This window comes from Pseudomonas silensiensis (assembly GCF_050434865.1).
Classification (GTDB): Bacteria; Pseudomonadota; Gammaproteobacteria; order Pseudomonadales; family Pseudomonadaceae; genus Aquipseudomonas; species Aquipseudomonas fluorescens_W.
The window spans coordinates 353,767-378,035 of the sequence record NZ_JBNDJH010000004.1 but is presented as its reverse complement, the minus strand read 5'-3'; the positions used below and the strand labels follow the sequence as shown (position 1 = coordinate 378,035).

Sequence of the window (24,269 nt, the reverse complement as noted above, 5' to 3'; positions counted from 1 at the left end):
CCGTTCAATCGATCGACTCCAGACGCAAGGCGTCCCCTAACCAGCCCATTGCCGCGCCAAGGTCGTGATCGCCGCCGAAGGTATGACTCAGGCGCAGGTGTTGCGCATGCAAGCCCTGGAGACTGAACAATTCTCCCGGTGCGATCACCACCTGGTGCTTGAGCAGGCGCTGGAACACCCGACGGACATCGACCTGGCGCAGCGAACGAACCCAGATGGTTGCACCGCCCTGAGGTTCGACAAAGTGCAAGGCATCGCCCAGACGCTCCTGCAACAACTGCGTCATCTGCACCTTGCGGTCCTTGAGCATCCGCCGTAATACCTGAAGGTGCTGATCGACACGTCCGTTGCCGTACAAGCGAGCGATAGCTTTCTGGCGAATCGGAGACAAGCGGAAAGACCGCAGCAGAAAGTACCGTTGCAGCTCAGCACTGAAATGCCGCGACAGCAGATAGCCATATGGCGCTTCCGGCCCGATGATTTTCTCGAAGGTGGAAAACACGATCAGCCGATCGGGGTCCAGCAAGTCCCGAAATCGCTGGTTGTCCGGTTCGAATCCGAGTTCGCCGTAGCAGTCGTTTTCCAACACCCAGCTGCCATGTCGCTCCAGCAACTGCGCGACGACTTGTCGGTTGTCGTCGGGTGCCAGGCTGCCTCGCGGCATGTTCAGCCCGGATGACACCATCACCAGCCGCACCGGCTCGGTCTCCAGCAGCTCCTTGAGCCATTCGACGTCCAGGCCACCGCTGGATTGCACCGCCAGCTCGATCACTCGCACCTGCGCCGCCTGGAGCAACCGCAGAATCGCCCAGTCGCACGGCGACTCGACCAACACCGTGGCGTCCTTGAGATTCAACACCGCGATCAGTATTTCCAGCACGCCACGCAGGTCGGCGCCAATATAGACATCGTCGGCATGCCAGCAGCGCAGCGGCGAAGTGGTGTAGCGCGCTGCCAGGGCAATGCGCAACTCCGGTTCGCCGCAAGGTTGCGATGCCGGTTGCGGCTGACGCGGATACTGGCGCAGCAGTTCTCGCTCCAGCAGTAACAACGGACTGTCGAGGGGTTGCAACAACGCCGGTTCATCGGCGCTCAAGACCAGCATTCCGGGGCGTCTGGCGTTGACATAAACGGTTTCGAGCAGGTCGTTGCCACTGCTGAGCGTGCTGATGGAGGACACCGGTAACGCGTAATAGCCGGACTTGGCCACCGAATAAACGCGCCCTTCCTTCTCCAGAAGCGAATAAGCGTACTGAATGGTCGAGATCGACACGCTCAGACGCTCCGCCAACTGTCGCAACGAAGGCAGACGGACTCGTGTGTCACTGACCGGTTCGTTGATCAAGTTGGTCAGATATCGGTACACAGCCTGATACGCGAAGTCAGTTTCTCGTGGCCCTTTCATGGTCGAGGGCCGAATGCCATGTAAACGTCATCACGCATCGTCAAGAAATCTGTCAAACCACGCACTTTCAGCGCCCCGCTGACCAGTCATCCGCCACCGCCGTGTCGTCGTCATAGTCGCCTGCTTCGGCTTGCAAACCCACGCCGCCGAGTTCCGGGGCGCCTGCCCTGCCCTCATCCGCAGACACCGGGCCCATGCGGTAAAGCGTGCCGATCAAGCTGACAGGCAATCCGCTGACGTCAGTCATCCATTGCAGGACCTGCTCCGGCACCGGATTGCCCTGCATTGCCCGGTGCAGATCAGGCATCGCCACGAGCATGCCGGGGTGACACTGGCGCAGAAAACGCTCAAGCGCCGCGCCATTCTCGACGAAAGGTGAAAAGAGCAGGCACACCAGTTGAGCTTCGCTCAGGCCAAGTTTTTTTTGAGCCTCAGCCGCTGCCAGAACGCGCTGCTCGGCCCACGTTGCCGGATTGCCGAACGCCTCTACCGCCTGTTCGCACAACCGTTCCGCCAGTTGTTTGCGCCGCATCATCACCAATGCCCGTTGCAGGTATTCGGCGACACCCGTCTCGTAGCCGCGGCCGTGCACGAAGCACGACTGCAAACCCTGCATGTGTGCAGAGATAGAAAGGCTGACGTACTCGTTGTCGCTGAGCTGAGCCGCCAGTTCGTCAGGTTGAAAACCGAGAAACTCCGTGAGCAGCGGCCAACGCTCTTCCAGGTTGCTGACCAGCATGTCGTGAATGTCGATGTACGTGGCGCGACGACAGGCCTCAAATCGTTCGGCCGGACGCCACGCCACCTGGTCATGCTCCGCATAAAAAGCGCGGTAGCAGTCGCTGCCCAGCTCATCGAGCAGCGCGAAAAGCTGCTCATAGCCGGTTTCGTGGTGATTCGAGGTCTTAAGCCCGGCCTTGGAGGCAGCACGTTTCAAGCCGTCGAGAAACTGCTTCTGCTGACGAGGTGAGTCGCTGCTGATCAATGCATCGACACCGCTGTCCCAACGCGCTATTTGCCCATAGAACTCGCCGGTGGCCAGATAGCCGTCGTCCCACAGATCAAGCGGCCCGCTCCAAGCGCGACGATGACCCACCATCAAAAGATTGAGCCGATTCGACTCACGGCCGCCTTCGGAAATCGGCGTCAGGTGGCTGAACGGCAGGACTTCCCGGTTATCAACCATCAACACTTCGACCCGAGGATCGTCGTAGAGGAACAAGGCGCTGTAGCTGCGATGAATGTTTTCCAGGGCCGTCGGGGTTGCGTCGTTCAAACGCAAGGATGCCACCCGCAACTGGAATGTCGCTGGCGCCCGGCCGGCGATACTCAGCTGGGCAGCGCGCAGCAGCGCCAGGGTGTAACAACTGTCACGGGACCCGGACTGAATCGCCAAGACCTTGTACTCGCCAATACGCTCCATGCCCCCGGCGGCCACCACCAGTCGCTGAATCATCAGTTGCAATGCCGTGCGCTCGGCACGCGAGAAGAAACTCAGCAATCGCTGCAGCACTTGCTGATAGACATAGTTCATTGCTTGGTCATGGATATTGGTCATCTTTATTTACCTGATGCTTGTAAGTTCGATATCGCGCCAACAACGACACGCATTGCGCAATGGGTTGCTTGCCACGATTGAAGTACTGGACGCTATTGCCAAATGCTAGCACTTAAGCCTTTAGTAATTATTTGAAATAACTGGAAGTCTCCCCTGCTCCCGCCAGAGACAGATGGTCGCCAACCCCTGTAGAACCGGCCTCTTGCGGTTGCGAGCGACGTCCTAGGAAATGTCCGACAGCGTCCCACAGACAATTAGCACAAGAAATAGAGAAAGAAGTCACCCATGTTTTTTTGGTAACTGCGCAACGACGAACTATTGGTCGGATATGTATTAACAGTGTGTATTGAAAAGTATCAAGCCGATACCCAGCCATGACTCATTCCTTGAGATGAAAGTAATCATTCAATTATCAAGGCTTATATGATGATTAGAAGATACAGATCGAGAGCAAAAACCAGTTCAGTTGCTGAACTGACCCATTGACGGGGCAATGGGACGTCTCATTTTGGCAGGTGCTGAAAACAGAAGAGTCCGTGGGGGCACGGACTCTTGCAGAGGGGGTTACATGAAGGGTTTATGCAGGTTCGACCTGGAGGGCGACCCGTTCGCGGCATGGGCATTCGTCCATGTAGCGGTGTGCTTCGACAAACTCGGAAAACGGGAAGACCCGAGTCTTGAGCGGCAGCAGCACGCGGTCGGCAGTCATCTGGTTGATGTCGCGCAAGGCGCGTTGCAGTGCGACCTGGTCCTGGATGATGCCCAGTTCAGGCTTGCCGGTAAAGTTGCCGATGCAATGCACAAAGAACTGGATGTTCTTCTGGAACGCTGCGCAGGCCGGGAATGGCGTCTGGTTGCCACCTTGCAGGCCGTACAGCACGAGGCTGCCGCGAGGTGCAAGCACATCGCCAAGCAACGACATCTGTGGACCGCCGAGACCGTCGAACACGACGTCTACGCCGCGATTGTCAGTGATCTTGTTGATCCGCATCAGCAGATCTTCTTCCTCGGTGACGATGACTTTCTCGGCACCCAGCGACAGCAGGTATTCACGTTCGTCAGCTGTCTTGGTGGCGGCAATCACCCGTACACCCAAGGCCTTACCCAGCTGTACAAAGGACGGACCTGCACAGTGACTGGCGTCGGTGACCAAGGCGAACTGCCCAGGCTTGACCCGTGCCAGATCGGCATAAGCGAAGTAAGCAATCAACAACGGCGTGTAATGCACGCTGGCTTCGATCGGGCTGAGCACGTCCGGGTAACGGGTCAGTGCCGAGCGCGGCAGAACGATCTGCTCGCCGTAGACCGGATAATCGTTGGGGCTTTCAGCCGGGAAGCTGGCGACCTTGTCGCCGACTGCCAGATCATCGACGCCTTCGCCGACCGCCGTCACGACGCCGGACATTTCATGGCCAAGGCCTGAAGGCAGACGAGCGTGGGATGAGGCCAGGTTCTGGCGCCAGAGAATGTCGTACCAGCTGATGCCAATCGCCTCGACACGCACCTGCACTTCGCCCGGCGCAGGGAGAGCGGCCGCATGCTCTTCGCATTTGAGCACCTCGGCTGGACCAAACTTGTGAAAACGGATCGTGCGGGACATCGCAAACCTCGTCAAAGAAACCTCTAATGCCATGAACTCTATCTGGGCTTTCTACCCAAGACTATCAGTGGCTATTAATAGTCGACATGCCTGTCATTGATTCCGCAGCGACGGTGACATTCGCAAATGTCGTGAAAACCGAAGCGCCCTTTCAGGAAAAACTGAATTACTCGGTGCAGAGTAGCAGCCTTTCCCCGTAATATTCATGCCGGCCATTGTTCTCATATGGCCGCTCTCGTCAAGCTTGATGACTCTGCCAGGACTCCAGATGAATCGTAATGACCTGCGTCGTGTCGACCTGAACCTGTTGATCGTTTTCGAAACATTGATGCACGAACGCAGTGTGACCCGCGCTGCGGAGAAATTGTTCCTCGGCCAGCCAGCCATCAGTGCGGCACTCTCGCGCCTGCGCGGGCTGTTCGATGATCCGTTGTTCGTGCGTACCGGTCGCAGCATGGAACCGTCCGCCCGGGCGGTGGAAATCTTCGCCCTGCTCTCTCCTGCGCTGGATTCTATTTCCACCGCGGTCAGCCGTGCGGCAGAGTTCGACCCGGCCACCAGCACCGCGGTGTTTCGCATCGGTCTGTCGGACGATGTCGAGTTCGCGTTGCTGCCGATGTTGCTCAAGCGCCTGCGCGCCGAATCACCGGGGATCGTGCTGGTGGTGCGTCGGGCCAACTACATCCTGATGCCGAGCCTGCTGGCCTCGGGCGAAATTTCCATCGGCGTCAGCTACACCGCCGACCTGCCGGCCAACGCCAAGCGCAAAGTACTGCGCCGCAGCATGCCAAAGCTATTGCGGGCCGACACGGTGCCGGGGCCGTTGAGCCTGGATGATTTCTGCGCTCGGCCTCATGCGCTGGTGTCGTTCGCCGGCGACCTGAGCGGCTTTATAGATGAAGAACTGGAAAAGCTCGGACGCAAACGACATGTGGTGCTCGCGGTGCCGCAATTCAACGGACTCAGCACACTCATCAGCGGCACCGATATTGTCGCGACCGTGCCGGATTACACGGCTGAAGCGTTGACGGCGGCTGGCGGTGTAAGGGCTGAAGATCCGCCGTTGCCGGTGCGCAGTTTTGAATTGCACATGGCCTGGCGCGGGTCGCAGGATAATGATCCGGGTGAGCGTTGGTTAAGGTCGCGGATTCAGATGTTCTTTGGTGATCCGGATAGCCTGGCATAAAGGGCCATCCGAATGTCCTCGCGAGCCCTGCATCCGCATGCCCGACTGGCGACAGCCGGGTGACCGATCCTCAGTCGCCGCGCAGAATCAGCGCATGTGCATCGTCCCACTCAGCGAAGATTTCCTGGCCACAGTGCATATTAAGCAGGCTGTAATCGGCATGCGGTTTCTGCACTTGCAGCTCGAGCCCGCCGCTGGCTTCGAGGTAAATGTTTACCATCGAGCCGATGAATTCTTCACCGACCACGGTGCAGGCCAGCCGGTTGCGCCGCACAGGTTGCGCGGTCAGGTCGATGTGCTCGGCGCTGATGCAAACAGCGACACGCTCGCCGGGGGCGACCGACTTCCCCTCCGGCAGCCGTGCCAGGAATCCGCCTTGGTTCGAATCGAGACGGACCAATCCCCCATGATCGAAGCCGACGACCGTGCCGTACAGAATGTTTTTACCGCCAATGAATTCGGCGACGAAGCGGTTGTGTGGTTCCAGGAAAACCTCCTGGGGCGAACCTATCTGTTCAACCCGGCCCTGACTCATGATCACCACGCGATCGGCCATCGCAAACGCTTCGGACTGACTGTGGGTGACGTAGACGAAGGTGATGCCAAGGTCTTTCTGCAGCCCGGTCAGCACGCCTTGCATGCGTACGCTCAAATGCGCATCGAGCGCGCTCAGCGGCTCATCCAGTAGCAGGATCGGTGGTTCGGTGACCAGCGAACGAGCGAGCGCCACGCGTTGGCGCTGACCACCGGAGAGCAGGCTGATATCGCGAGTGGCGAAGTCCTGCAGTCCAAGCCGCTCAAGCCAGAGCAGCGCTTTCTTGCGGCGCTCAGCCTTGGCCATGCCCCTCATTCGCAAACCGAACTCGACATTCTCGAGCACGTTGAGAAACGGGAACAACGCCAGGTTTTGCCAGACCAGCGGCGTTTCCCGCTCCCAGGAGCAGAGGTCGTTGATACGTTCACCGTTGAGTCGAATTTCGCCCTCGCTAGGTTTATCGAGGCCCGCCAGCATGCGCAGCGTTGTAGTCTTGCCGCAGCCACTCGACCCCATGATCGCGACGAACTCGCCTTTGTAAATTTCCAGGTTCATACGCTCAACGGCCTGGTAGCTGCCGAAATGCTTGACCACGTTGTCGAAAACCACCAGCGGTTGAGTCATGGCTTCATCCTCGGAAGATTGTCAGGGTGGTATCAGGCGCTCGCAGGCTTGCGCCGCCGCATCAATAGGAGTTGCGCGAGGATCACCAGGGTCATGGTCGTTACAAAGACGATCGTGCCGATCGCGTTGATGGTCGGGCTCACTTGCCCTTGCAACGTGTTGAGGACGCGCACGGGCACCGTCTCGTTAAGCCCCGACACGAACCAGGCGACGGCGAATTCATCGAAGGACACGGCCATGGTCACAAACAGCGCGGCGAACAGGCTTGGCGCGGTGAATGGCAGGATCACATACCGCATGGCTTTCCACTGACTGGCGCCCAGGTTCCAGGCCGCGGCCTCAATGTTGGGGTCCATCTGCGCCAGACGCATCCTGATCACCGCCATCGCGAAAGGCGCGCACATCACGATGTGGCTGATCATCACCGCATAGATCTCTCCGGAAAGTCCGACTCGCGACAGAAAAGCCAGCATCGCCAACCCCATGATCACCACTGGGATAGTGGGCGGCAGCATCGCGAGCGCCATGTACATCGACTTGCCGAAGAACTGGTAGCGAAAGTCGGTGTAGGCCGCGGTGAAGCCAAGCAGAGTCGAGACCAGCGAAACGACCACACCCACCGTGAGACTGTTCTTGAATGCCTGCCAGACTGCCGGGTCGGCGGCGATGGCTTCGTACCAGTGCAGGCTGAATCCACCCAGGGGCAAGGACGGGAAACGGTCGATGTTGAACGAGAACACGAAGCTGCCGGCAATGGGCGTGAAGATGAACATGAACACCAGCACGACAAAGCAGCGCAGCAGGAAGTTAATCAAGCGATGCTCGTTCATGCGCGCCTCCGGTAAGCGAATCGAACCGCGCCAAAAGCCGCGATGAGCAGCGTTACGATCATCATCGTGGCGATCACCGCGGCGCGCGGCCACTGTTGACCGGACTTGGTGGTGTCAGTGATCAGCGTGCTCAAGGTCGGCGGCTGCCCCCCGCCCAGGTAGAGCGGGCTCACGAAGTCACCGAAGGTCAGGATGAAGCAGAACAGTGCCGCAACGACAATGCCGATTCGCGCCGACGGAATCACCACCAGCCACACTGTTCGCAGCCTTGCGCAGCCGAGGTTGTGCGCAGCCTCGATCAACGAGCGATCGATGTACATCAGGCTGAACAGTTGCAGCAACACCACCAGTGGCAGGCACAGCGTAAAGTAGCCGACGTAGGTGCCGAACGTGGTGTTCAGCATCGCAAACGGCTCCAGTCCGATCAGGCCAAGCGCGGCGTTGAAAATGCCGTTATCGCTAAGGAACACCTGCCACGAATAGGTTCGCACCAGGTAACTGGTGAAGAACGGCGTGATCAGCAGCAACACCAGCAACTGCTTTGTCGACTCGCGGAACTTGAAGGCAATCGCGTAGGCACAGGGAAATGCCACCAGGCTGACCAGCACGGTGGCGCCCGCCGCCATTGCCAGGGTATGCACGTAGGCGTCCCAAAAGAAGCCGCGGCTGAGCATGTAGCTCCAATTCAGCCATTCGAATGTCGGCACCATTCGAAAATTGCGCACCACCCAGAAGCTGATCGCCACCAAAAATGCCAGCGGGAATAAAAAGAAGATCAACTGCCAGATCAGGATCGGCATCGAGAAACTGAGGCCGTACCAGGGCATGCGGAAAACCTTCTTGCCAGCGCGCTGACGCATCGACCTCTCGGCAACAGCGTTATCGGTGAGCACCGGCGGCGAAATCTTTAATTTGTCTGACAGCATTGCGATCACCTCCACGCGTCTCGTCAAGCACCCTTGTATTGCGACCAGAAGTCGTTCCACTCCTCCAGGCTCTGCTGGATCGGGAGCTCGCGGTACTTGATGCGGCCATCGCGGATGTCATCCATGACGTTGCGCTGACCGAGCACCATGCCTTGGCGCTTTGCTTCGGCGGGATCGGTCTGGTTCAGCAACTCCCAGCCTTTTTTGCTGGGGATGAGCGCGGGATAGGCGGCCATCTTCGCCGACTTGACCTGGCCTTGCGGTGAGGTGATGTATTGGATGAACTTCTTCGCCAGGTCCGGGCTATGCGCCTTCCTGGCGATGCAGTAAGACTCCGTCCATTGCAAACCGCCCTCCTGTGGCAGCACGGTTTTTACCGGTGCACCGGCGCGCTGCAAGACACCGGTTATCCAGTCGCCGATGCCGCACATGGCATGGATCTGACCGTTTTTCAGCGAAGAAAAGGTTCCGCCATAATCGAAGAACCCCCCAATCTGCGGGCGCAGGCTCATCATTTTCTGCTGGACGGTTTGCCAGTGCGCCGCGTCGATGTCGTAAGGACGCGCGTTGCCACTCAACAGACTGACCTGCCCAAGGTTCGGCAGGTGCCAGTCGAAATGCCCGACCTTGCCCTTGAGGCTTGGGTCCCAGAACACGTCATAGCTGCGAACTTTGGCTTCGGGAACAAGCTGGGTGTTGTAGGCGATGCCCAGAAATCCAAAGCGAATCAGCACCGAATAGAGCTTGTCACCCTGCCAGTGACCGGGGAAATGCTGGAATTGCGGGTAGAAGTCGTCAAACGGGTAGTCCGCGGGGTCGAGTTGTTCGATGTATTCGGCGGCGTTGAGTTGCTGAACATATTCGGCGTCGGACAGGATCAGATCGAAGGTGCCGGGCGGGGATTGCGCGATCAGCCCCAGCATGTTGTCCCCACCGGTGTAGTACTTGGCCCGGACCTTGACCCGGTATTGGCGTTCGAAATCGGCGACGATGTCCGGCTCGGCGTGTCCGGCCCATGCCAGGATGACCAGTTCTTTTTCCGCAGCTGCAAAGCTTCTCAAGGGCAGGAAACCGGAAAGCGCTGCCGTGCCTGCCAGGATGCTGGTGGTCTTGAGAAATGTACGGCGTGAAAGGTCGATGCGATTTGTCATTGTTGTCTCTCCCGGGTGATGGAAAGTGCGTCTGTCCGTTTCATCCTTTTGCCTTGCCTCCTGCTGCCGCTGCCAACCCCCAAGCATCAATGGCTGGCTGGATGCATTGCAGCAGATCGCCATCACCCATTTTTGTACGCGCCCGACCCGGACTTTGTCAGATCCGACCCCGACGCCTTCTTACCCGATTGCGGCGAATGCCGGTCCGATAACCGGACAGAAACGTCAAACCACAGGGTGTTTTGTCAATTACGGGTCGGATTTAGACAAATCGGCGCTCTCCCCCTCTGATCGAATTGTTCTACGCGCCACCTGTGATTTCTGCCATCCGAAAGGGCTGGTCAGACACCAGGCAAACGCCCCCCATCCAACGGTGAGCAGTCACCCAGCGGTCAATCACTTTCAGAGGGTGTGTAGATGAACAACAGCGTGGTTATTGGAGAGCTCACGTGGCCGGAGTATGCCGAGAAGGTCGCTACCGGCTGCCCGATCTTTCTGCCAGTAGGCGCACTCGAACAGCATGGCCATCACATGTGCATGGAGGTCGATGTTCTGCTGCCGACTGCGATATGCAAGGCGGTCGCGCAAAATGTCAGCGGCCTGGTTCTGCCTGCACTCGCCTATGGCTACAAGTCCCAGCAGAAATCAGGAGGCGGCAACCACTTTCCCGGAACGACCAGTCTCGATGGCGCCACGCTGACCCATACCGTGCAGGACATCATCAGAGAACTGGCGCGCCACGGCGCACGCAAACTGGTGATGATGAACGGTCACTATGAAAACTCGATGTTCATTGTCGAGGGCATTGACCTTGCGCTGCGGGAACTTCGTTACGGCGGCATCAATGACTTCAAAGTCGTGGTGCTGTCCTATTGGGACTTCGTCAACGATCCGGGCGTCATCGAAAAGCTGTACCCCGATGGATTCCTCGGATGGGACATCGAACATGGCGGCATTTTCGAAACGTCCCTGATGCTGGCGCTTCACCCCGACAAGGTCGACCTGAGTCGCGCCGTCGATCACCCGCCAGCGACTTTCCCGCCTTACGACGTCTTCCCCATCATCCCGGCGCGCACTCCGGCCTGCGGAACACTGTCATCCCCTAAAGGTTCCAGTCGCGAGAAAGGCGAGTTGATTCTTGAAGTGTGTGTCTCAGGCATCAGTGCCGCCGTACGAGAGGCTTTCGATTTAGAGACATAACGAGCACAAGGACGCGCCAAAACAACAACCCGCCGTTAACCCTCCAAAGCATAATAAAAAGGGTAAGTCTCATGTCCAGCAGCTCAACTCTGGCCCCAGGCCTCAAACAACGTCACGTCACCATGTTGTCCATTGCCGGTGCCATCGGTGCCGGCCTGTTCATCGGCTCGGGACACGCCATCGCGTCTGCGGGACCGGCCGCCATTCTGGCGTACATTTTTTCCGGCACCCTGGTGGTGCTGGTCATGCGCATGCTGGGAGAAATGGCCGTCGCATCGCCTGATACAGGCTCATTTTCGACCTATGCCGAGCGGGCGATGGGACGTACCGCCGGTTTTACCATTGGCTGGCTGTACTGGTGGTTCTGGGTGCTGGTCATTCCCATCGAAGCCATTGCCGCTGCTGCGATTTTGCACGCCTGGTTTCCCTCGATACCCACCTGGGAATTCGCGATTGCCGTAACCGGTCTGCTGACATTGACCAACCTGTTCAGTGTCGCTCGTTACGGGGAGTTCGAATTCTGGTTCGCCATGCTCAAAGTCATTGCTGTACTGGGCTTTATCGCGCTTGGCGCACTTGCCCTGGCCGGTGCTTTACCTGATACGAGCGTCAGTGGTGTCGTCCAGTTGAGTAAAGAGTTTGGTGGTTTCATGCCCAATGGCATGACCGCTGTTATCGGTGCGATGCTCACCACAGTGTTCAGCTTCATGGGCACGGAAATCGTCACCATCGCAGCGGCAGAATCGCGCAACCCCTCCAAACAGATCACCCGCGCGACCAACTCTGTTGTCTGGCGCATGGGGATTTTCTACATCGTCTCGGTGTTCCTCATCATCTCCATCGTGCCCTGGAACGACCCGATGCTGATGCAAGTCGGCTCTTATCAGAGAGCGCTTGAGTTGATGAACATTCCACACGCGAAAATGATTGTAGATATCGTCGTCCTGATCGCTGTCGCCAGTTGCCTTAACTCAGCCATTTATACGGCGTCTCGCATGGTCTTTTCACTGAGCAAGCGCGGAGATGGCCCCCGAATCCTGGAAAAGACCTCATCTTCAGGGGTGCCCTACATTGCCGTGCTGGCCAGTACAGCGGTTGGCTTCCTGACCACGGCACTGAATTATTTTGCCCCTGACGAAGTGTTCTCCTTCCTCTTGGCCAGCTCGGGCGCTGTCGCACTGCTGGTCTACCTGGCCATTGCTGTTTCTCAATTGGTACTTCGTAAAAAGATGAATGCTTCAGGGCAGCCGATCGTCTTCAAGATGTGGTTTTACCCTTGGCTCAGCTACCTGGTTATCTTCTGCATCTTGAGCATTTTGATTGTCATGCTGATTCTGCCCGAGCACCGCATGGAGGTGATTGCCACAGGTGCGCTCACGCTGTCCATTGTCTGTATGAGTGCCATTTTCAACGCCAGGAAGGGCACCGTGCGCACAGCCGAACTGGCGTGAACACCTCAATCCTCGACGCATCATTTACAGTCCGCGCCAACGATTAACCGTTCACCTCTTTCCGGCCCGCTTCCCACGATGAGCGGGCCGGTTTTTTTTACCCTTCTTCCCCTCCTTCTTCCTCCCCGACAGGCCTAATGATCCGGGACACGGTGTAATATCCGCCTACCCGCAAGCAGGGTTAACAACCATAAAAACGAGATGATGTTGCCGAGTCGGCGGCTTGCCGAAGAGCACGTCACTTTTGCAGTTGAGGAGCGGTAATGATGGCGAAACTCCAAGTGGCGAAAACCGCTGCCGGACGTTCGGCTAATGAACAACGACCGGTAAAAACCGTGGGTTTTCTGGTCATCCCCAACTTCACCACCATCGGCTTCGCCTCCGCCGTGGAAACCTTGCGCATGGCCAATATGGCAGCACGCAAACCGATGTTCCGCACGGTGATCATCGCCGCCAGCCTGGAGCCGGTCACCGCCAGCAATGGCATGCGCATACTGCCCGACTACACCATCAACGACGCACCCAAGCTCGACATTCTGTTCGTCGTCGGCTCCAACCCGATCGTTTCCAACCACAGCAGCCGACCGTTGCTCAATTGGCTACGCAAGCTGGCACATGATCAGGTGCCGCTGGGCGGGATTTGCACGGGCAGTCATTTGTTGGCACGTGCCGATTTGCTCAAAGGCTATCGCTGCACGATTCACTGGGAAGACATCGAAGCGCTGAAGGAGCGTTTCCCGGGGATCATCATTTCCAACCAGCTGTTCGAGCTGGATCGGGACCGCTACACCTGCTCCGGTGGCGTGGCGTCCATGGACATGACGCTGCAATTGATTGCCCGCGAACCCGGTGGTCGGGACATCGCAGCCCATGCGGCCGAGCTGTTGCTGTGTGATCGGGTGCGGGGGGCGCAGGAGCAACAGCGGGTGCCGTTGCGGCAAAAACTCGGCACCTCCCAACCCAAGCTCAGTCAGATGGTGGCGATCATGGAGGCCAACCTCGAAGAGCCGGTGGGTCTTGAGGAGCTCGCGCGGTTGAATGAGGTGTCGGTGCGGCAACTGGAACGGCTGTTTCACAAACACCTGCAGCGCACGCCCAGCCAATACTACCTGGAGCTACGCCTTTCACGGGCTCGTCAGTTACTGCTGCGTAGCGAGTCGCAGGTACGCGACGTCGCCCTCGCCTGCGGGTTTGTATCGCCGGCGCATTTCTCCAAGTGCTACAGCCGTTTCTTCGGCATATCGCCCATTGGTGAGCGCAAGCAAGTGGCGGCGGTGCATTGAGTGCTGCCATTGAACATTGATGTTAGCTGCACTGGCCTCTTCGCGAGCAGGTCCGCCCCCACAGTCAGCCGAGTTGCCCAGGAGGACGCGGCTTGATGTGGGAGCGGGCTTGCCCGCGAAGAGGCCGTGGGGTCGCCTAGTCCTGCAATGCCTTATGCGCCGTTTCCCGGCTCGCCAGCATGGCAACCAACGCCACCGCCGCTGCCGCCAGCAGGTACCAGGCCGGGGCCATTTTGTTGCCGGTCAGCTGGATCAACCAGGTGGCAATAAACGGCGCGGAGCCACCGAACACGGCATTAGCGATGTTGAAGCTGAAGGCAAAGCCACTGAAGCGTACGCGGGTGGGGAATATCTCGGCGAGGAAGCACGGCAAGGTGCCGTCGTTCATCGCCAGGATGGCGCCGAAGGCAATCTGGATCATCAAGATCACGATCAGCGGTTGGTTCTCCAGCATACCGAACAGTGGAAAAGTCAGTGCCAGGAACAGCACCGAAGCGGTCAGCAACATGGTCTTGCGGCCGAACCGGTCCGACAGCTTGCCCATCAGGAAAATCAGGCCGATGTAGGTCGCCAGCGACACCGTCGACGCCAGGAACGAATCACTCTCGCTCATGCCCATCTCAGTGGACAGATACGTCGGCATGTAGCTGAGCAGCAGGTAAAACGCCACGGCGTTCAGGCAGGTCACGCCAATCCCGATCAATACGCTACGCCGATGTACGGTCAGCAATTCGCGAACAGGTGCGTGGGTCGCGCACTCCTTCGCTTCCAGGCGCTTTTCCATCTCCAGAAACTTGGGTGTGTCTTGCAAACTCATGCGGATGTAGCGCCCCACCAGCCCGAACGGCGCTGCCAGCAAAAAGGGCAAGCGCCAGCCCCAACTGTGCAGGTCTTCGACGCTCATCCACGCATGCAACCCCGCCACGAACACCGCACCAAACAGCAGACCGGCCGCCGTGCTCGCCGGGACAATGCTGGTGTACAAACCGCGTTTACCCTCGGGGGCGTACTCGGCGAGAAAGGCCGATGCCCCGGCGTATTCACCCGAAGCCGAGAAGCCCTGGCACAAGCGAATCAGCAGCAACAACGCCGGTGCCCACAGGCCAATATGGTGGTAAGTCGGCAGGATGCCGATGCAAAAGGTCGAGATCGACATGATCAGGATCGACCAGGACAATGCACTGCGCCGCCCGTACTTGTCGCCAAAGTGGCCCCAGACCAGGCCCCCCAAAGGGCGAACGATAAACGACAGCGCGAACACCGCGAAGGTCGCCAGCAACGCGCTTGCCTTGTCGGTTTGCGGAAAAAACGTCAGCGCGATCACGGTGGCCAGATAGCCGTAGGCCGCATAGTCGAACCACTCGACGAAGTTGCCCATGAAGCTGGCACTGGCAGCGCGCCGCAAGGCCTTGCGCTCGGCGGTCTGTTCAAGTTTTTGCGCCAGGGTCGGCGTCAGGCTTGCACTTTGAGTGCTCATTGGGCACCTCCAGTGTTAGAGGTACTGTGATCAGGAAAAAGCGTCGGGACGTAGTACATGACAAAACCCTCTATTGTTTTACTTGGCAGGGTTAAGGCTCGTTAGATGCTGCGCGCTCTTGAGTGCGTATGCGTCGTTTTTTCCGGTTTATCTAAACCACCGGGAAGATTTTTCCCACTCATCAACATAAAACGCCGCACAGGTTCACTGTGCGGCGCAAAGTCTTACTTCTTGATGATGTTGTGTTCCGGGCCGTACGGGAACTTGGTGATGTTCTCCCCGCCCTGTTCATTGACGATCAATATGTCGTGCTCACGATAACCGCCGGCCCCCGGAAGGCCTTCGGGCAACATGATCATCGGTTCAATGGACACCACCATTCCTGGCTCCAGTACCGTGTCGATGTCTTCGCGCAGTTCCAGCCCGGCTTCACGGCCGTAGTAATGGCTCAGCGTACCGAAGGAGTGACCGTAGCCGAAGGTACGGTATTGCAGCAGATCGTGTTCCAGGAAAATCTCGTTCAATTGCTGGGCGATATCACAGCAGCGCATGCCCGGTTTGATCAGTTTCAGACCGGCCTCGTGCACTTTGACGTTCACTTCCCACAAACGCAGATGCTCGTCGGAACAGTGATCCAGGAACAGGGTACGTTCCAGCGCGGTGTAGTAACCGGCAATCATCGGGAAGCAATTGAGGCTGAGAATGTCGCCCTTGTTGACCTTGCGCGACGTCACCGGGTTATGGGCGCCGTCGGTGTTGATGCCGGACTGGAACCAGGTCCAGGTGTCCATCAGTTCGGAGTCCGGGAACGTACGGGCAATCTCGCGGACCATGGCTTGGGTGGCGTGCAGGGCCACTTCGTATTCTGGAACCTGATCACGCAAGGCTTCGACGATGGCAGCGCCGCCGATGTCCGCCACGCGTGCACCATGACGGATGATCGCGTGTTCTTCGGCGGACTTGATCATGCGCATACGCATGCAGGGCGCGGCGATATCCACCAGCTCGGCCTGCGGATAACGACTGGCAAGCTTGTCGCGGTTGAGCAAATTCAGATGGTCGAACTCAATACCGATACGCCCGGCCTTGGGTAACGCTTGCTGGATCGCAACGAAATAGTTATCACGCTGCCAGTCGGTGTAGACAATATTCTCAGTGCCCATGGTGCGGCGCCATGGTTGACCGCCATCGATGTTGGCGCTGATGGTCACGGCACTGTCCTGGGTCACGACCAATGCGTACTGGCGACCGAACGAGCAGTAGAGAAAATCGCTGTAGTAATTGATGTTGTGATAGGACGTGAAGACGGCCGCGTCGATGTTGTTCTGCGCCAGATACGCCCGTAATTTGGCCTGGCGATTGGCATATTCTTGCGCCGAGAACGTCGGTGCCACTTTTTCGCCGTTCTTGATCTGGATGGTTTTCGGCATTTGCATATCATTTATCCTTGTCAGTGATTGATCGACGGGAAGCGCCACTCTGGCGGGCCGCTGAAGATCATTCGAACAGATGCAAGGTGAGGTTTTTTGCGCGAATCCGACCTGTAGTTGACCAGATCCGCTCTTCGCCAACGTGGTCCAAAAGGCCATACACCAGAAACGACAATGCCCCCGGCAAGCGCAGTGAAAGCCGCTTGGCGGAGGCATTGGAATTGGCACAGTGAATTGCGGTTTGACGGCCTCTCAGGACCTCGTCGCGGGTTGATCCGCTTCCATATGATCGCGCGCGTGCGCACCAAAGTATTGACGGTAGCAACGGAAAAAGTGCTGCAGTGAAACAAATCCGCATTGTTGCGCGATATCTTTCATTGGCCGTTTAGTGGTCTGCAGTAACTGACGTGCCTGTTGCAAGCGCAAGTCCAGATAATGCCGCGACGGCGAACAACCCAGGTTGCGTTTGAACAGCCGCTCCATATGCCGGCGGGAAATGCCCATGGATTCGGCCAGTTCGTCGATAGCCAATGTACGAGTCAGGTGCTCATTCATCAACGCCAGCGTCGCCTGAAGTTTTGCTGGCGCGTTGTACACCGATTGCAGTGGCCGGGCCTGCCGGGTCACGTGTTTTTCCATACGCAGCACCAGGCCGCGACCGTGGGACCGGGCCAGCAGTTCGTGCATTAACCCTTGGACGGCCTGTGGGCCGACGCATGTCAGACGTTGGCGGTCGACACAAAAAGGTGCGGCCACCGGGCTCAAATCGCTGGAAGTCGTAAACGACAGCGACGGATCGGGTTCAGGCAGGCTGCAACGGAAACCGTCCAGCGCGCCAGTCTGCGCCAGCAGCCAACCGGCCTTGCCTAATGCGCCCAGGCCCACCGGCTGCGCAGCCCAGTAGTGCAACTTTTGGCGCACTGCTGGAGACTCCGCCTGAGCGTGCAGGTTGTCGCCGCCACAGAGGATCAAAACGTCCAGGGGTTGTACCTGATCCAGTCGGGTAGTGGCGGTGGTAATGCCGTTGCTGGCGTTCAGATCGCGACCTTCCAGACTGAGAATCTGCCATATACAGACGCTACGTCCAGCCATCTGGTTGGCCAGGCGCAAGGGTTCCAGCGCATTGGCCAGAGCATAAAAATCAAAGTCTTCCAGCAACCAGAAGCCGATGCGCAGTGTCGGCGGGTGTTGCCGACAAGATTCAGTCAGTGTCAGCATGTAGCGCTCTCCTGTTGCTCAGGGTGGTTCCGTCCCCAATCGAGTTCACTGCCAGCCTGCCACGGGAGGTTTCTTTATGTTTGTCATGCATGCCGGCGCGCCGATTCGAGGTTCTCAGGAACGAATTGTGGGCGTCGAGGATCAGCCGGAAGTGCCAGAAATCGACCCCCAAATGTTCGTCGCTACCACTTGAGGTCAACACGAGGCCATAGGCATTGGTGCGGCCGTGGCCCCGGCCTGGACTTTTGCAGTCCAGGCAACACTGAATTGTCATCAGCCCAATTGATAGCCGCCTAACGAAAGGTGCATGCTAGAGAGCTTGGCTGGCGCTTATATCATTCCGAATGATAGTTACCTTTGCCTCATTCGATTCGTGCGATACAACCTCGCCGAGCATCATCCGTCCATTCTCAATACATTGGCGGATGCATCCATGGAACAATCACTCAAACATTTACGCTTCCCATTGGCCCTGTTGGCCGTACTGGTGATGAGCGCCTGCGGCAAGACTCCGGACACGGCCGCCACTATGCCCGCAGCCAAAGTCAGCGTGGCCAAGGTGCTGGAACAACCGGTTAACGAGTGGGACGAATTCACCGGGCGCCTCGAAGCGCCGGAAACCGTAGAAATACGTCCACGGGTCTCTGGTCAGATCGATGAAGTGGCCTTCACTGAAGGCGCTTTGGTCAAGAAAGGCGATCTGTTGTTCCAGATCGACCCGCGTCCATTCCAGGCCGAGGTTCGCCGCCTCGAAGCCCTGGTTGCCCAGTCCCGCGCCAACGCCACCCGCAGCGAAAACGAATCCCAGCGCGGTGAGCGTCTGCGCACCAGCAACGCGATCTCCGCCGAGCTGGCCGATTCGCGCACCAGCGCTGCTCAAGAAGCCCGCGCTGCCGTCGGTGCCCTCCAGGCGCAACTGGACCTGGCCAAACTGAACCTGAGCTTCACCCGTGTCACTGCACCGATCAGTGGTCGTGTCAGCCGCGCGGAAATCACCGCCGGCAACCTGGTGACCGCCGATACCACCGCGCTGACCAGTGTGGTGTCCACCGACAAGGTCTACGCCTACTTCGACGCCGACGAGCGTGTGTTCCTCAAATACACCCAGCTCGCTCGCCAGGGCAAACGCGGTGCCACCACGCCGGTTTACCTCGGTCTTTCCAACGAAGACGGAAACCCACACCAGGGCGTGATGAACTTCGTCGACAACCAGGTCAACCCGAAAACCGGCACCATCCGCGGTCGTGCCGTGTTCGACAACAGCGACGGCGCCTACACCCCAGGCCTGTATGCCCGCCTGAAACTGGTCGGCAGCGGCACCTATTCCGCCGTGCTGATCAACGACGAAGCGGTCGGTACCGATCTGGGTAAAAAGTTCGTGCTGGTGATGGATGCCGACAACAAGACGGTGTACCGCTCGGTCGAGCTGGGTCCGAAGATCGAAGGTTTGCGCATCGTGCGCAGCGGCCTGAGCAAGGACGACACCGTCATCGTCAAGGGTCTGCAACGGGTTCGCCCTGGTTCGCCGGTCACACCAGAAGTGATCCCGATGGCCAGTGAACAAACCCTCGCGGCACTCGCACAACAACGACAAGCGCTGGAAGCCAGCAACCTGCCCCAAGTCGCACCTGCCAAGGTCGCGCCGGGTTCGGTTGTGAAACTGGCTGCTGCGACACCACGCGGTTAAGGGATCTCTACGATGAATTTTTCCCAATTCTTCATTTCACGGCCGATCTTTGCAGCGGTACTTTCGCTGCTGATCCTGATCGCCGGTGCCATCTCGCTGTTCCAGCTGCCGATCAGCGAATACCCGGAGGTGGTTCCGCCGACCGTTGTGGTTCGTGCGAACTTCCCGGGTGCCAACCCTAAAGTCATCGGTGAAACCGTGGCCGCTCCACTGGAGCAAGCCATCACCGGCGTCGAGAACATGCTGTACATGTCCTCGCAGTCCACCGCTGACGGCAAGATCACCCTGACCATTACCTTTGCGCTGGGCACTGACCTGGACAACGCACAGGTACAGGTGCAGAACCGCGTGACCCGGACCGAGCCAAAACTTCCCGAGGAAGTGACGCGCATCGGTATCACCGTGGACAAGGCTTCGCCTGACCTGACCATGGTTGTGCACTTGACCTCGCCGGACAAACGCTACGACATGCTCTACCTGTCCAACTACGCCTTGCTCAACATCAAGGATGAGCTGGCGCGTCTGGGCGGTGTCGGTGACGTGCAACTGTTCGGCATGGGCGATTACTCGCTGCGGGTCTGGCTCGATCCGAACAAGACCGCTTCGCGTAACCTGACCGCCACCGACGTCGTGACCGCAATTCGTGAACAGAACCGTCAGGTGGCTGCCGGTGCACTGGGTGCGCCACCTGCGCCGAGTGCCACCGCGTTCCAGCTGTCGGTCAACACCCAAGGCCGTCTGGTTTCTGAAGAAGAGTTCGAGAACATCATCATTCGCTCCGGCGAAAACGGTGAAATTACTCGCCTGAAAGACATCGCTCGCATTGAGTTGGGTTCCAGCCAATACGCGTTGCGTTCGCTGCTGAACAACCAACCGGCGGTGGCGATTCCGATCTTCCAGCGTCCTGGTTCCAACGCGATCGAAATCTCTAACGAAGTGCGCGACAAGATGGCGGAGCTGAAAAAGAGCTTCCCGGAAGGCATGGACTTCAGCATCGTCTATGACCCGACGATCTTCGTGCGCGGCTCCATCGAGGCGGTGGTTCACACCCTCTTTGAAGCACTGATCCTCGTTGTTCTGGTGGTGATCCTGTTCCTGCAAACCTGGCGTGCCTCGATCATTCCGTTGGTGGCAGTGCCAGTTTCGCTGATCGGTACGTTTGCCGTGATGCACCTGTTTGGCTTCTCGCTGAACGCCCTATCGCTATTCGGCCTGGTACTGGCTATCGGTATCGTGGTGGACGACGCCATCGTGGTGGTGGAGAACGTCGAGCGAAACATTGGACTGGGACTAACGCCGGTCGAAGCGACCAAGCGCGCCATGCGTGAAGTGACCGGTCCGATCATCGCGACGGCGCTGGTGCTGTGTGCGGTGTTTATCCCGGCGGCCTTCATCTCCGGGTTGACCGGGCAGTTCTACAAGCAGTTCGCCCTGACCATTGCGATCTCGACCGTGATCTCTGCGTTCAACTCACTGACCCTGTCGCCAGCGCTGGCTGCTGTGTTGCTCAAAAGCCATGACGCACCGAAGGACCGTTTCTCCAAGGTCCTCGACAAGATCTTCGGTGGCTGGCTGTTCCGTCCGTTCAACCGCTTCTTTGACAAGGCCAGCCACGGTTATGTCGGCACGGTAGGCCGGGTTATCCGCAGCAGCGGTATCGCCCTGCTGTTGTACGCAGGCCTGATGGTGCTGACCTTCTTCGGTTTCGCCAACACCCCGACCGGTTTCGTGCCCGGCCAGGACAAGCAATACCTGGTGGCCTTCGCACAACTGCCGGATGCCTCGAGCCTGGACCGTACCGAAGACGTGATCAAACGCATGTCCGACCTGGCCCTGAAACAGCCTGGCGTGGAAAGTGCCGTGGCCTTCCCTGGCCTGTCGATCAACGGTTTCACCAACAGTCCTAACGCCGGCATCGTGTTCGTCACCCTGAAACCGTTCGACGAGCGTAAAGACCCGAGCATGTCCGCCGGTGCGATTGCCGGTGCATTGAACGGCCAGTTCGCCGGGATTCAGGAAGCCTACATGGCGATCTTCCCGCCGCCGCCGGTACAAGGCCTGGGCACCATTGGTGGTTTCCGCCTGCAGATCGAAGACCGGGGCAACCTGGGTTATGACGAGCTGTACAAAGAAACCATGAACATCATCACCAAGAGCCACAACGTGCCGGAACTGGCCGCCCTGTTCACCAGCTACACCGTGAACGTGCCACAGGTCGATGCCGCTATCGACCGCGAAAAAGCCAAGACCCACGGCGTGGCCGTCAGCGACATCTTCGACACCCTGCAGATTTACCTGGGTTCGCTGTATGCCAACGACTTCAACCGCTTTGGTCGTACCTATCAGGTCAACGTTCAGGCTGAACAGCAGTTCCGTCTCGAACCGGACCAGATCGGTCAGCTGAAAGTACGTAACAACAAAGGCGAGATGATCCCGCTGGCGACCTTCATCAAGGTCAGCGACACCTCGGGGCCGGACCGCGTGATGCACTACAACGGCTTCATCACCGCTGAAATCAACGGTGCGGCAGCCCCCGGCTACAGCTCCGGCCAGGCCGAAAAAGCCATCGAGAAACTGCTCAAGGAAGAACTTCCGAACGGCATGACCTACGAGTGGACCGACCTGACCTACCAGCAGATTCTGTCCGGTAACACCGCACTGTTCGTGTTCCCGCTCTGCGTACTGCTGGCGTTCCTGGTACTCGCGGCTCAATACGAAAGCTGGAGCCTGCCACTGGCGGTGATCCTGATCGTACCGATGACCTTGCTGTCGGCCATCACCGGTGTGATTGCTTCGGGAGGCGACAACAACATCTTCACCCAGATCGGCTTGATCGTACTGGTGGGGCTTGCCTGTAAGAACGCGATTCTGATCGTCGAGTTTGCCAAGGACAAACAGCAGGACGAAGGCCTCAGCCCGCTCGCCGCGGTACTGGAAGCTTGCCGCCTGCGTCTGCGGCCGATCCTGATGACGTCCTTCGCGTTCATCATGGGTGTTGTGCCTCTGGTCTTCTCCAGCGGTGCCGGTGCCGAAATGCGTCATGCCATGGGTGTGGCGGTGTTCTCGGGGATGCTCGGGGTGACCTTCTTCGGTCTGTTGCTGACGCCAGTGTTCTACGTATTGATTCGTAACTTTGTGGAGCGCGGTGAAAAGCGCAAAGCGGCCAAGGCCCTGAAACTGGAGGCGCAACAATGAGCCTGAAAGCCTTCCTGCCGAGCCTTCTGGTACTGGCCCTGAGTGCCTGCGCCGTCGGCCCGGACTACAAGACCCCAGCCACTGAGCCGGCCAACATCACCACCGCCACCGATGGCAGCGCCGGTCAGAAGAACTTCGACCGCTCGCGTTTCGAAGGCATCTGGTGGCAGCAGTTTGAAGATCCAACCCTCAACCAGTTGGTGACTCAATCGCTGCAAGGCAACCGTGATTTGCGCGTAGCCTTCGCTCGCTGGAAAGCGGCCCGGGCCATTCGCGATGACGTCAGCAATGACGCCATGCCAACCATCACCAGCCGGGTCAGCAGTGACCTGGCCAAGGGTCAGATCCCGGGCCAGACCACCAAGCGGGTCAATAGCGAACGCTACGACCTCGGTCTGGACATGGCGTGGGAGATCGACCTGTTTGGCCGTATCCAGCGCAACCTGGAATCGGCCGACGCCGAACAGCAAGCGCTCGAAGCCGATCTGTACCAACTGCAAGTCTCGATGATTGCCGAACTGGTGGATGCCTACGGACAACTGCGCGGTGCACAGCTGCGGGAAAAGATCGCCCTGGCCAACCTGAACAATCAGCAAGAGTCGAGCAAGATCACCGTCAGCCTGCGTGATGCCGGCGTCGGCGATCAGCTCGATGTGGTTCGCGCCGATGCACGCCTGGCGTCCGTCGAAGCCAGCGTGCCGCAATTGCAGGCCGAACAGGTTCGACAGAAAAACCGCATCGCTACCCTGTTGGGTGAACGTCCGGACAAGCTGACCGTCGACCTGAGTCCAAAAGACTTGCCGGCGATCGCCAAGGCCCTGCCGATCGGTGATCCGGGAGAACTGCTGCAGCGTCGTCCGGACATTCTCAGCGCCGAACGCAAATTGGCTTCCGCCACTGCCCGTATCGGCGTGGCCAAGGCTGATTTGTTCCCTCGGGTCAGCCTAAGCGGTTTCCTGGGCTTCACCGCCGGGCGCGGTTCGCAAATCGGTTCCTCGGCGGCCAACGCCTGGGCGCTGGGCCCAAGCATTACCTGGGCGGCGTTCGACCTTGGCAGCGTGCGCGCCCGTTTGCGGGGCGCCGATGCGGATGCCGAAGGCGCCCTGGCGACCTACGAGCAGCAAGTACTGCTGGCGTTGGAAGAATCGGAAAACGCCTTTAGCGACTACGGCAAACGTCAGCAGCGCTTGATCTCGCTGATTCGTCAGAGCGAATCCAGTCGCGCTGCGGCCGACCTCGCCGAAATCCGCTACCGCGAAGGCACAGCGGACTTCCTCGTTCTGCTCGACGCCCAGCGTGAGCGCCTGGCGGCTGAAGACACTCAGGCCCAGGCCGAAGTCGATCTGTATCGCGGCATTGTCGCGATTTACAAAGCCCTGGGCGGTGGCTGGCAACCAGAGACGGTCGCCAGCAAGTAAAGTTTTAACGAGCTCCTTTGGTTGGTCGCAATCAACCAATTTCTTTGCCCCGCGCCTCATTCGGTCGCGGGGCTTTTTTTTGCCTGCAGGCTTGT

At 58.6% G+C, this 24,269-nt stretch carries 17 protein-coding genes; 7 read left to right on the top strand and 10 right to left on the bottom strand.

The features are described from left to right. Positions 1–4 precede the first annotated feature (4 nt). From QF010_RS08310 to QF010_RS08300, 3 genes are all read right to left on the bottom strand, one after another. A complete protein-coding gene (locus tag QF010_RS08310; RefSeq protein ID WP_429532861.1) occupies positions 5–1,405 on the bottom strand; it encodes an aminotransferase-like domain-containing protein in 1,401 nt (466 codons plus the stop codon). A 67-nt stretch (positions 1,406–1,472) separates the two neighbouring features. Next, complete coding sequence (locus tag QF010_RS08305) at positions 1,473–2,963, bottom strand: hypothetical protein (protein ID WP_429532860.1); 1,491 nt, start codon at positions 2,961–2,963, stop codon at positions 1,473–1,475. Positions 2,964–3,540: 577 nt separating this feature from the next. Next, complete coding sequence (locus QF010_RS08300) at positions 3,541–4,563, bottom strand: zinc-dependent alcohol dehydrogenase family protein (protein WP_033054963.1); 1,023 nt, start codon at positions 4,561–4,563, stop codon at positions 3,541–3,543. Positions 4,564–4,831: 268 nt separating this feature from the next. Between QF010_RS08300 and QF010_RS08295 the strand changes: the two genes are divergently transcribed. After that, a complete protein-coding gene (locus tag QF010_RS08295) occupies positions 4,832–5,749 on the top strand; it encodes a LysR family transcriptional regulator (RefSeq protein ID WP_008156370.1) in 918 nt (305 codons plus the stop codon). A 70-nt stretch (positions 5,750–5,819) separates the two neighbouring features. Here the strand turns inward: QF010_RS08295 and QF010_RS08290 are convergent, their stop codons facing one another. Genes QF010_RS08290 through QF010_RS08275 form a run of 4 tightly spaced genes read right to left on the bottom strand, consistent with a single transcriptional unit; the run spans position 5,820 to position 9,815 of the window. Then, complete coding sequence (locus QF010_RS08290; protein WP_429532859.1) at positions 5,820–6,908, bottom strand: ABC transporter ATP-binding protein; 1,089 nt, start codon at positions 6,906–6,908, stop codon at positions 5,820–5,822. 32 nt (positions 6,909–6,940) lie between these two features. Beyond that, on the bottom strand, positions 6,941–7,738 hold the full coding sequence (locus QF010_RS08285; protein ID WP_429532858.1) for an ABC transporter permease: 798 nt from the start codon (positions 7,736–7,738) through the stop codon (positions 6,941–6,943). Next, positions 7,735–8,664, bottom strand: a complete 930-nt coding sequence (locus tag QF010_RS08280) for an ABC transporter permease (protein ID WP_033054967.1) — start codon at positions 8,662–8,664, stop codon at positions 7,735–7,737. The genes QF010_RS08285 and QF010_RS08280 overlap by 4 nt, the downstream gene beginning before the upstream one ends. A gap of 23 nt (positions 8,665–8,687) precedes the next feature. Next, positions 8,688–9,815, bottom strand: coding sequence for an extracellular solute-binding protein (locus QF010_RS08275; RefSeq protein WP_429532857.1), 1,128 nt, complete (start codon positions 9,813–9,815; stop codon positions 8,688–8,690). Positions 9,816–10,232: 417 nt separating this feature from the next. Between QF010_RS08275 and QF010_RS08270 the strand changes: the two genes are divergently transcribed. From QF010_RS08270 to QF010_RS08260, 3 genes are all read left to right on the top strand, one after another. Next, on the top strand, positions 10,233–11,015 hold the full coding sequence (locus QF010_RS08270) for a creatininase (protein ID WP_429532856.1): 783 nt from the start codon (positions 10,233–10,235) through the stop codon (positions 11,013–11,015). A gap of 71 nt (positions 11,016–11,086) precedes the next feature. Further along, entirely contained in the window at positions 11,087–12,466 is a 1,380-nt protein-coding gene (gene gabP, locus QF010_RS08265; RefSeq protein WP_429532855.1) for a GABA permease, read from the top strand. Positions 12,467–12,732: 266 nt separating this feature from the next. Continuing rightward, positions 12,733–13,749, top strand: coding sequence for a GlxA family transcriptional regulator (locus QF010_RS08260; protein ID WP_033055213.1), 1,017 nt, complete (start codon positions 12,733–12,735; stop codon positions 13,747–13,749). 136 nt (positions 13,750–13,885) lie between these two features. On the opposite strand, the gene QF010_RS08255 is transcribed toward QF010_RS08260, so the two are convergent. From QF010_RS08255 to QF010_RS08245, 3 genes are all read right to left on the bottom strand, one after another. Further along, positions 13,886–15,226 (bottom strand): MFS transporter, encoded by a 1,341-nt coding sequence (locus QF010_RS08255; protein WP_429532854.1) that lies wholly within the window; start codon positions 15,224–15,226, stop codon positions 13,886–13,888. A gap of 224 nt (positions 15,227–15,450) precedes the next feature. Further along, positions 15,451–16,662 (bottom strand): M24 family metallopeptidase, encoded by a 1,212-nt coding sequence (locus QF010_RS08250; RefSeq protein ID WP_033054978.1) that lies wholly within the window; start codon positions 16,660–16,662, stop codon positions 15,451–15,453. 246 nt (positions 16,663–16,908) lie between these two features. After that, on the bottom strand, positions 16,909–17,874 hold the full coding sequence (locus QF010_RS08245) for a GlxA family transcriptional regulator (protein ID WP_429532853.1): 966 nt from the start codon (positions 17,872–17,874) through the stop codon (positions 16,909–16,911). A 433-nt stretch (positions 17,875–18,307) separates the two neighbouring features. Between QF010_RS08245 and mexE the strand changes: the two genes are divergently transcribed. The 3 genes from mexE to QF010_RS08230 are packed head-to-tail and all read left to right on the top strand — an operon-like array spanning position 18,308 to position 24,174. Beyond that, a complete protein-coding gene (mexE, locus tag QF010_RS08240) occupies positions 18,308–19,561 on the top strand; it encodes a multidrug efflux RND transporter periplasmic adaptor subunit MexE (RefSeq protein ID WP_033054979.1) in 1,254 nt (417 codons plus the stop codon). 12 nt (positions 19,562–19,573) lie between these two features. Next, positions 19,574–22,756 (top strand): efflux RND transporter permease subunit, encoded by a 3,183-nt coding sequence (locus QF010_RS08235; RefSeq protein WP_033054980.1) that lies wholly within the window; start codon positions 19,574–19,576, stop codon positions 22,754–22,756. Beyond that, positions 22,753–24,174, top strand: coding sequence for an efflux transporter outer membrane subunit (locus QF010_RS08230; RefSeq protein WP_033054981.1), 1,422 nt, complete (start codon positions 22,753–22,755; stop codon positions 24,172–24,174). The genes QF010_RS08235 and QF010_RS08230 overlap by 4 nt, the downstream gene beginning before the upstream one ends. Positions 24,175–24,269 lie beyond the last annotated feature (95 nt).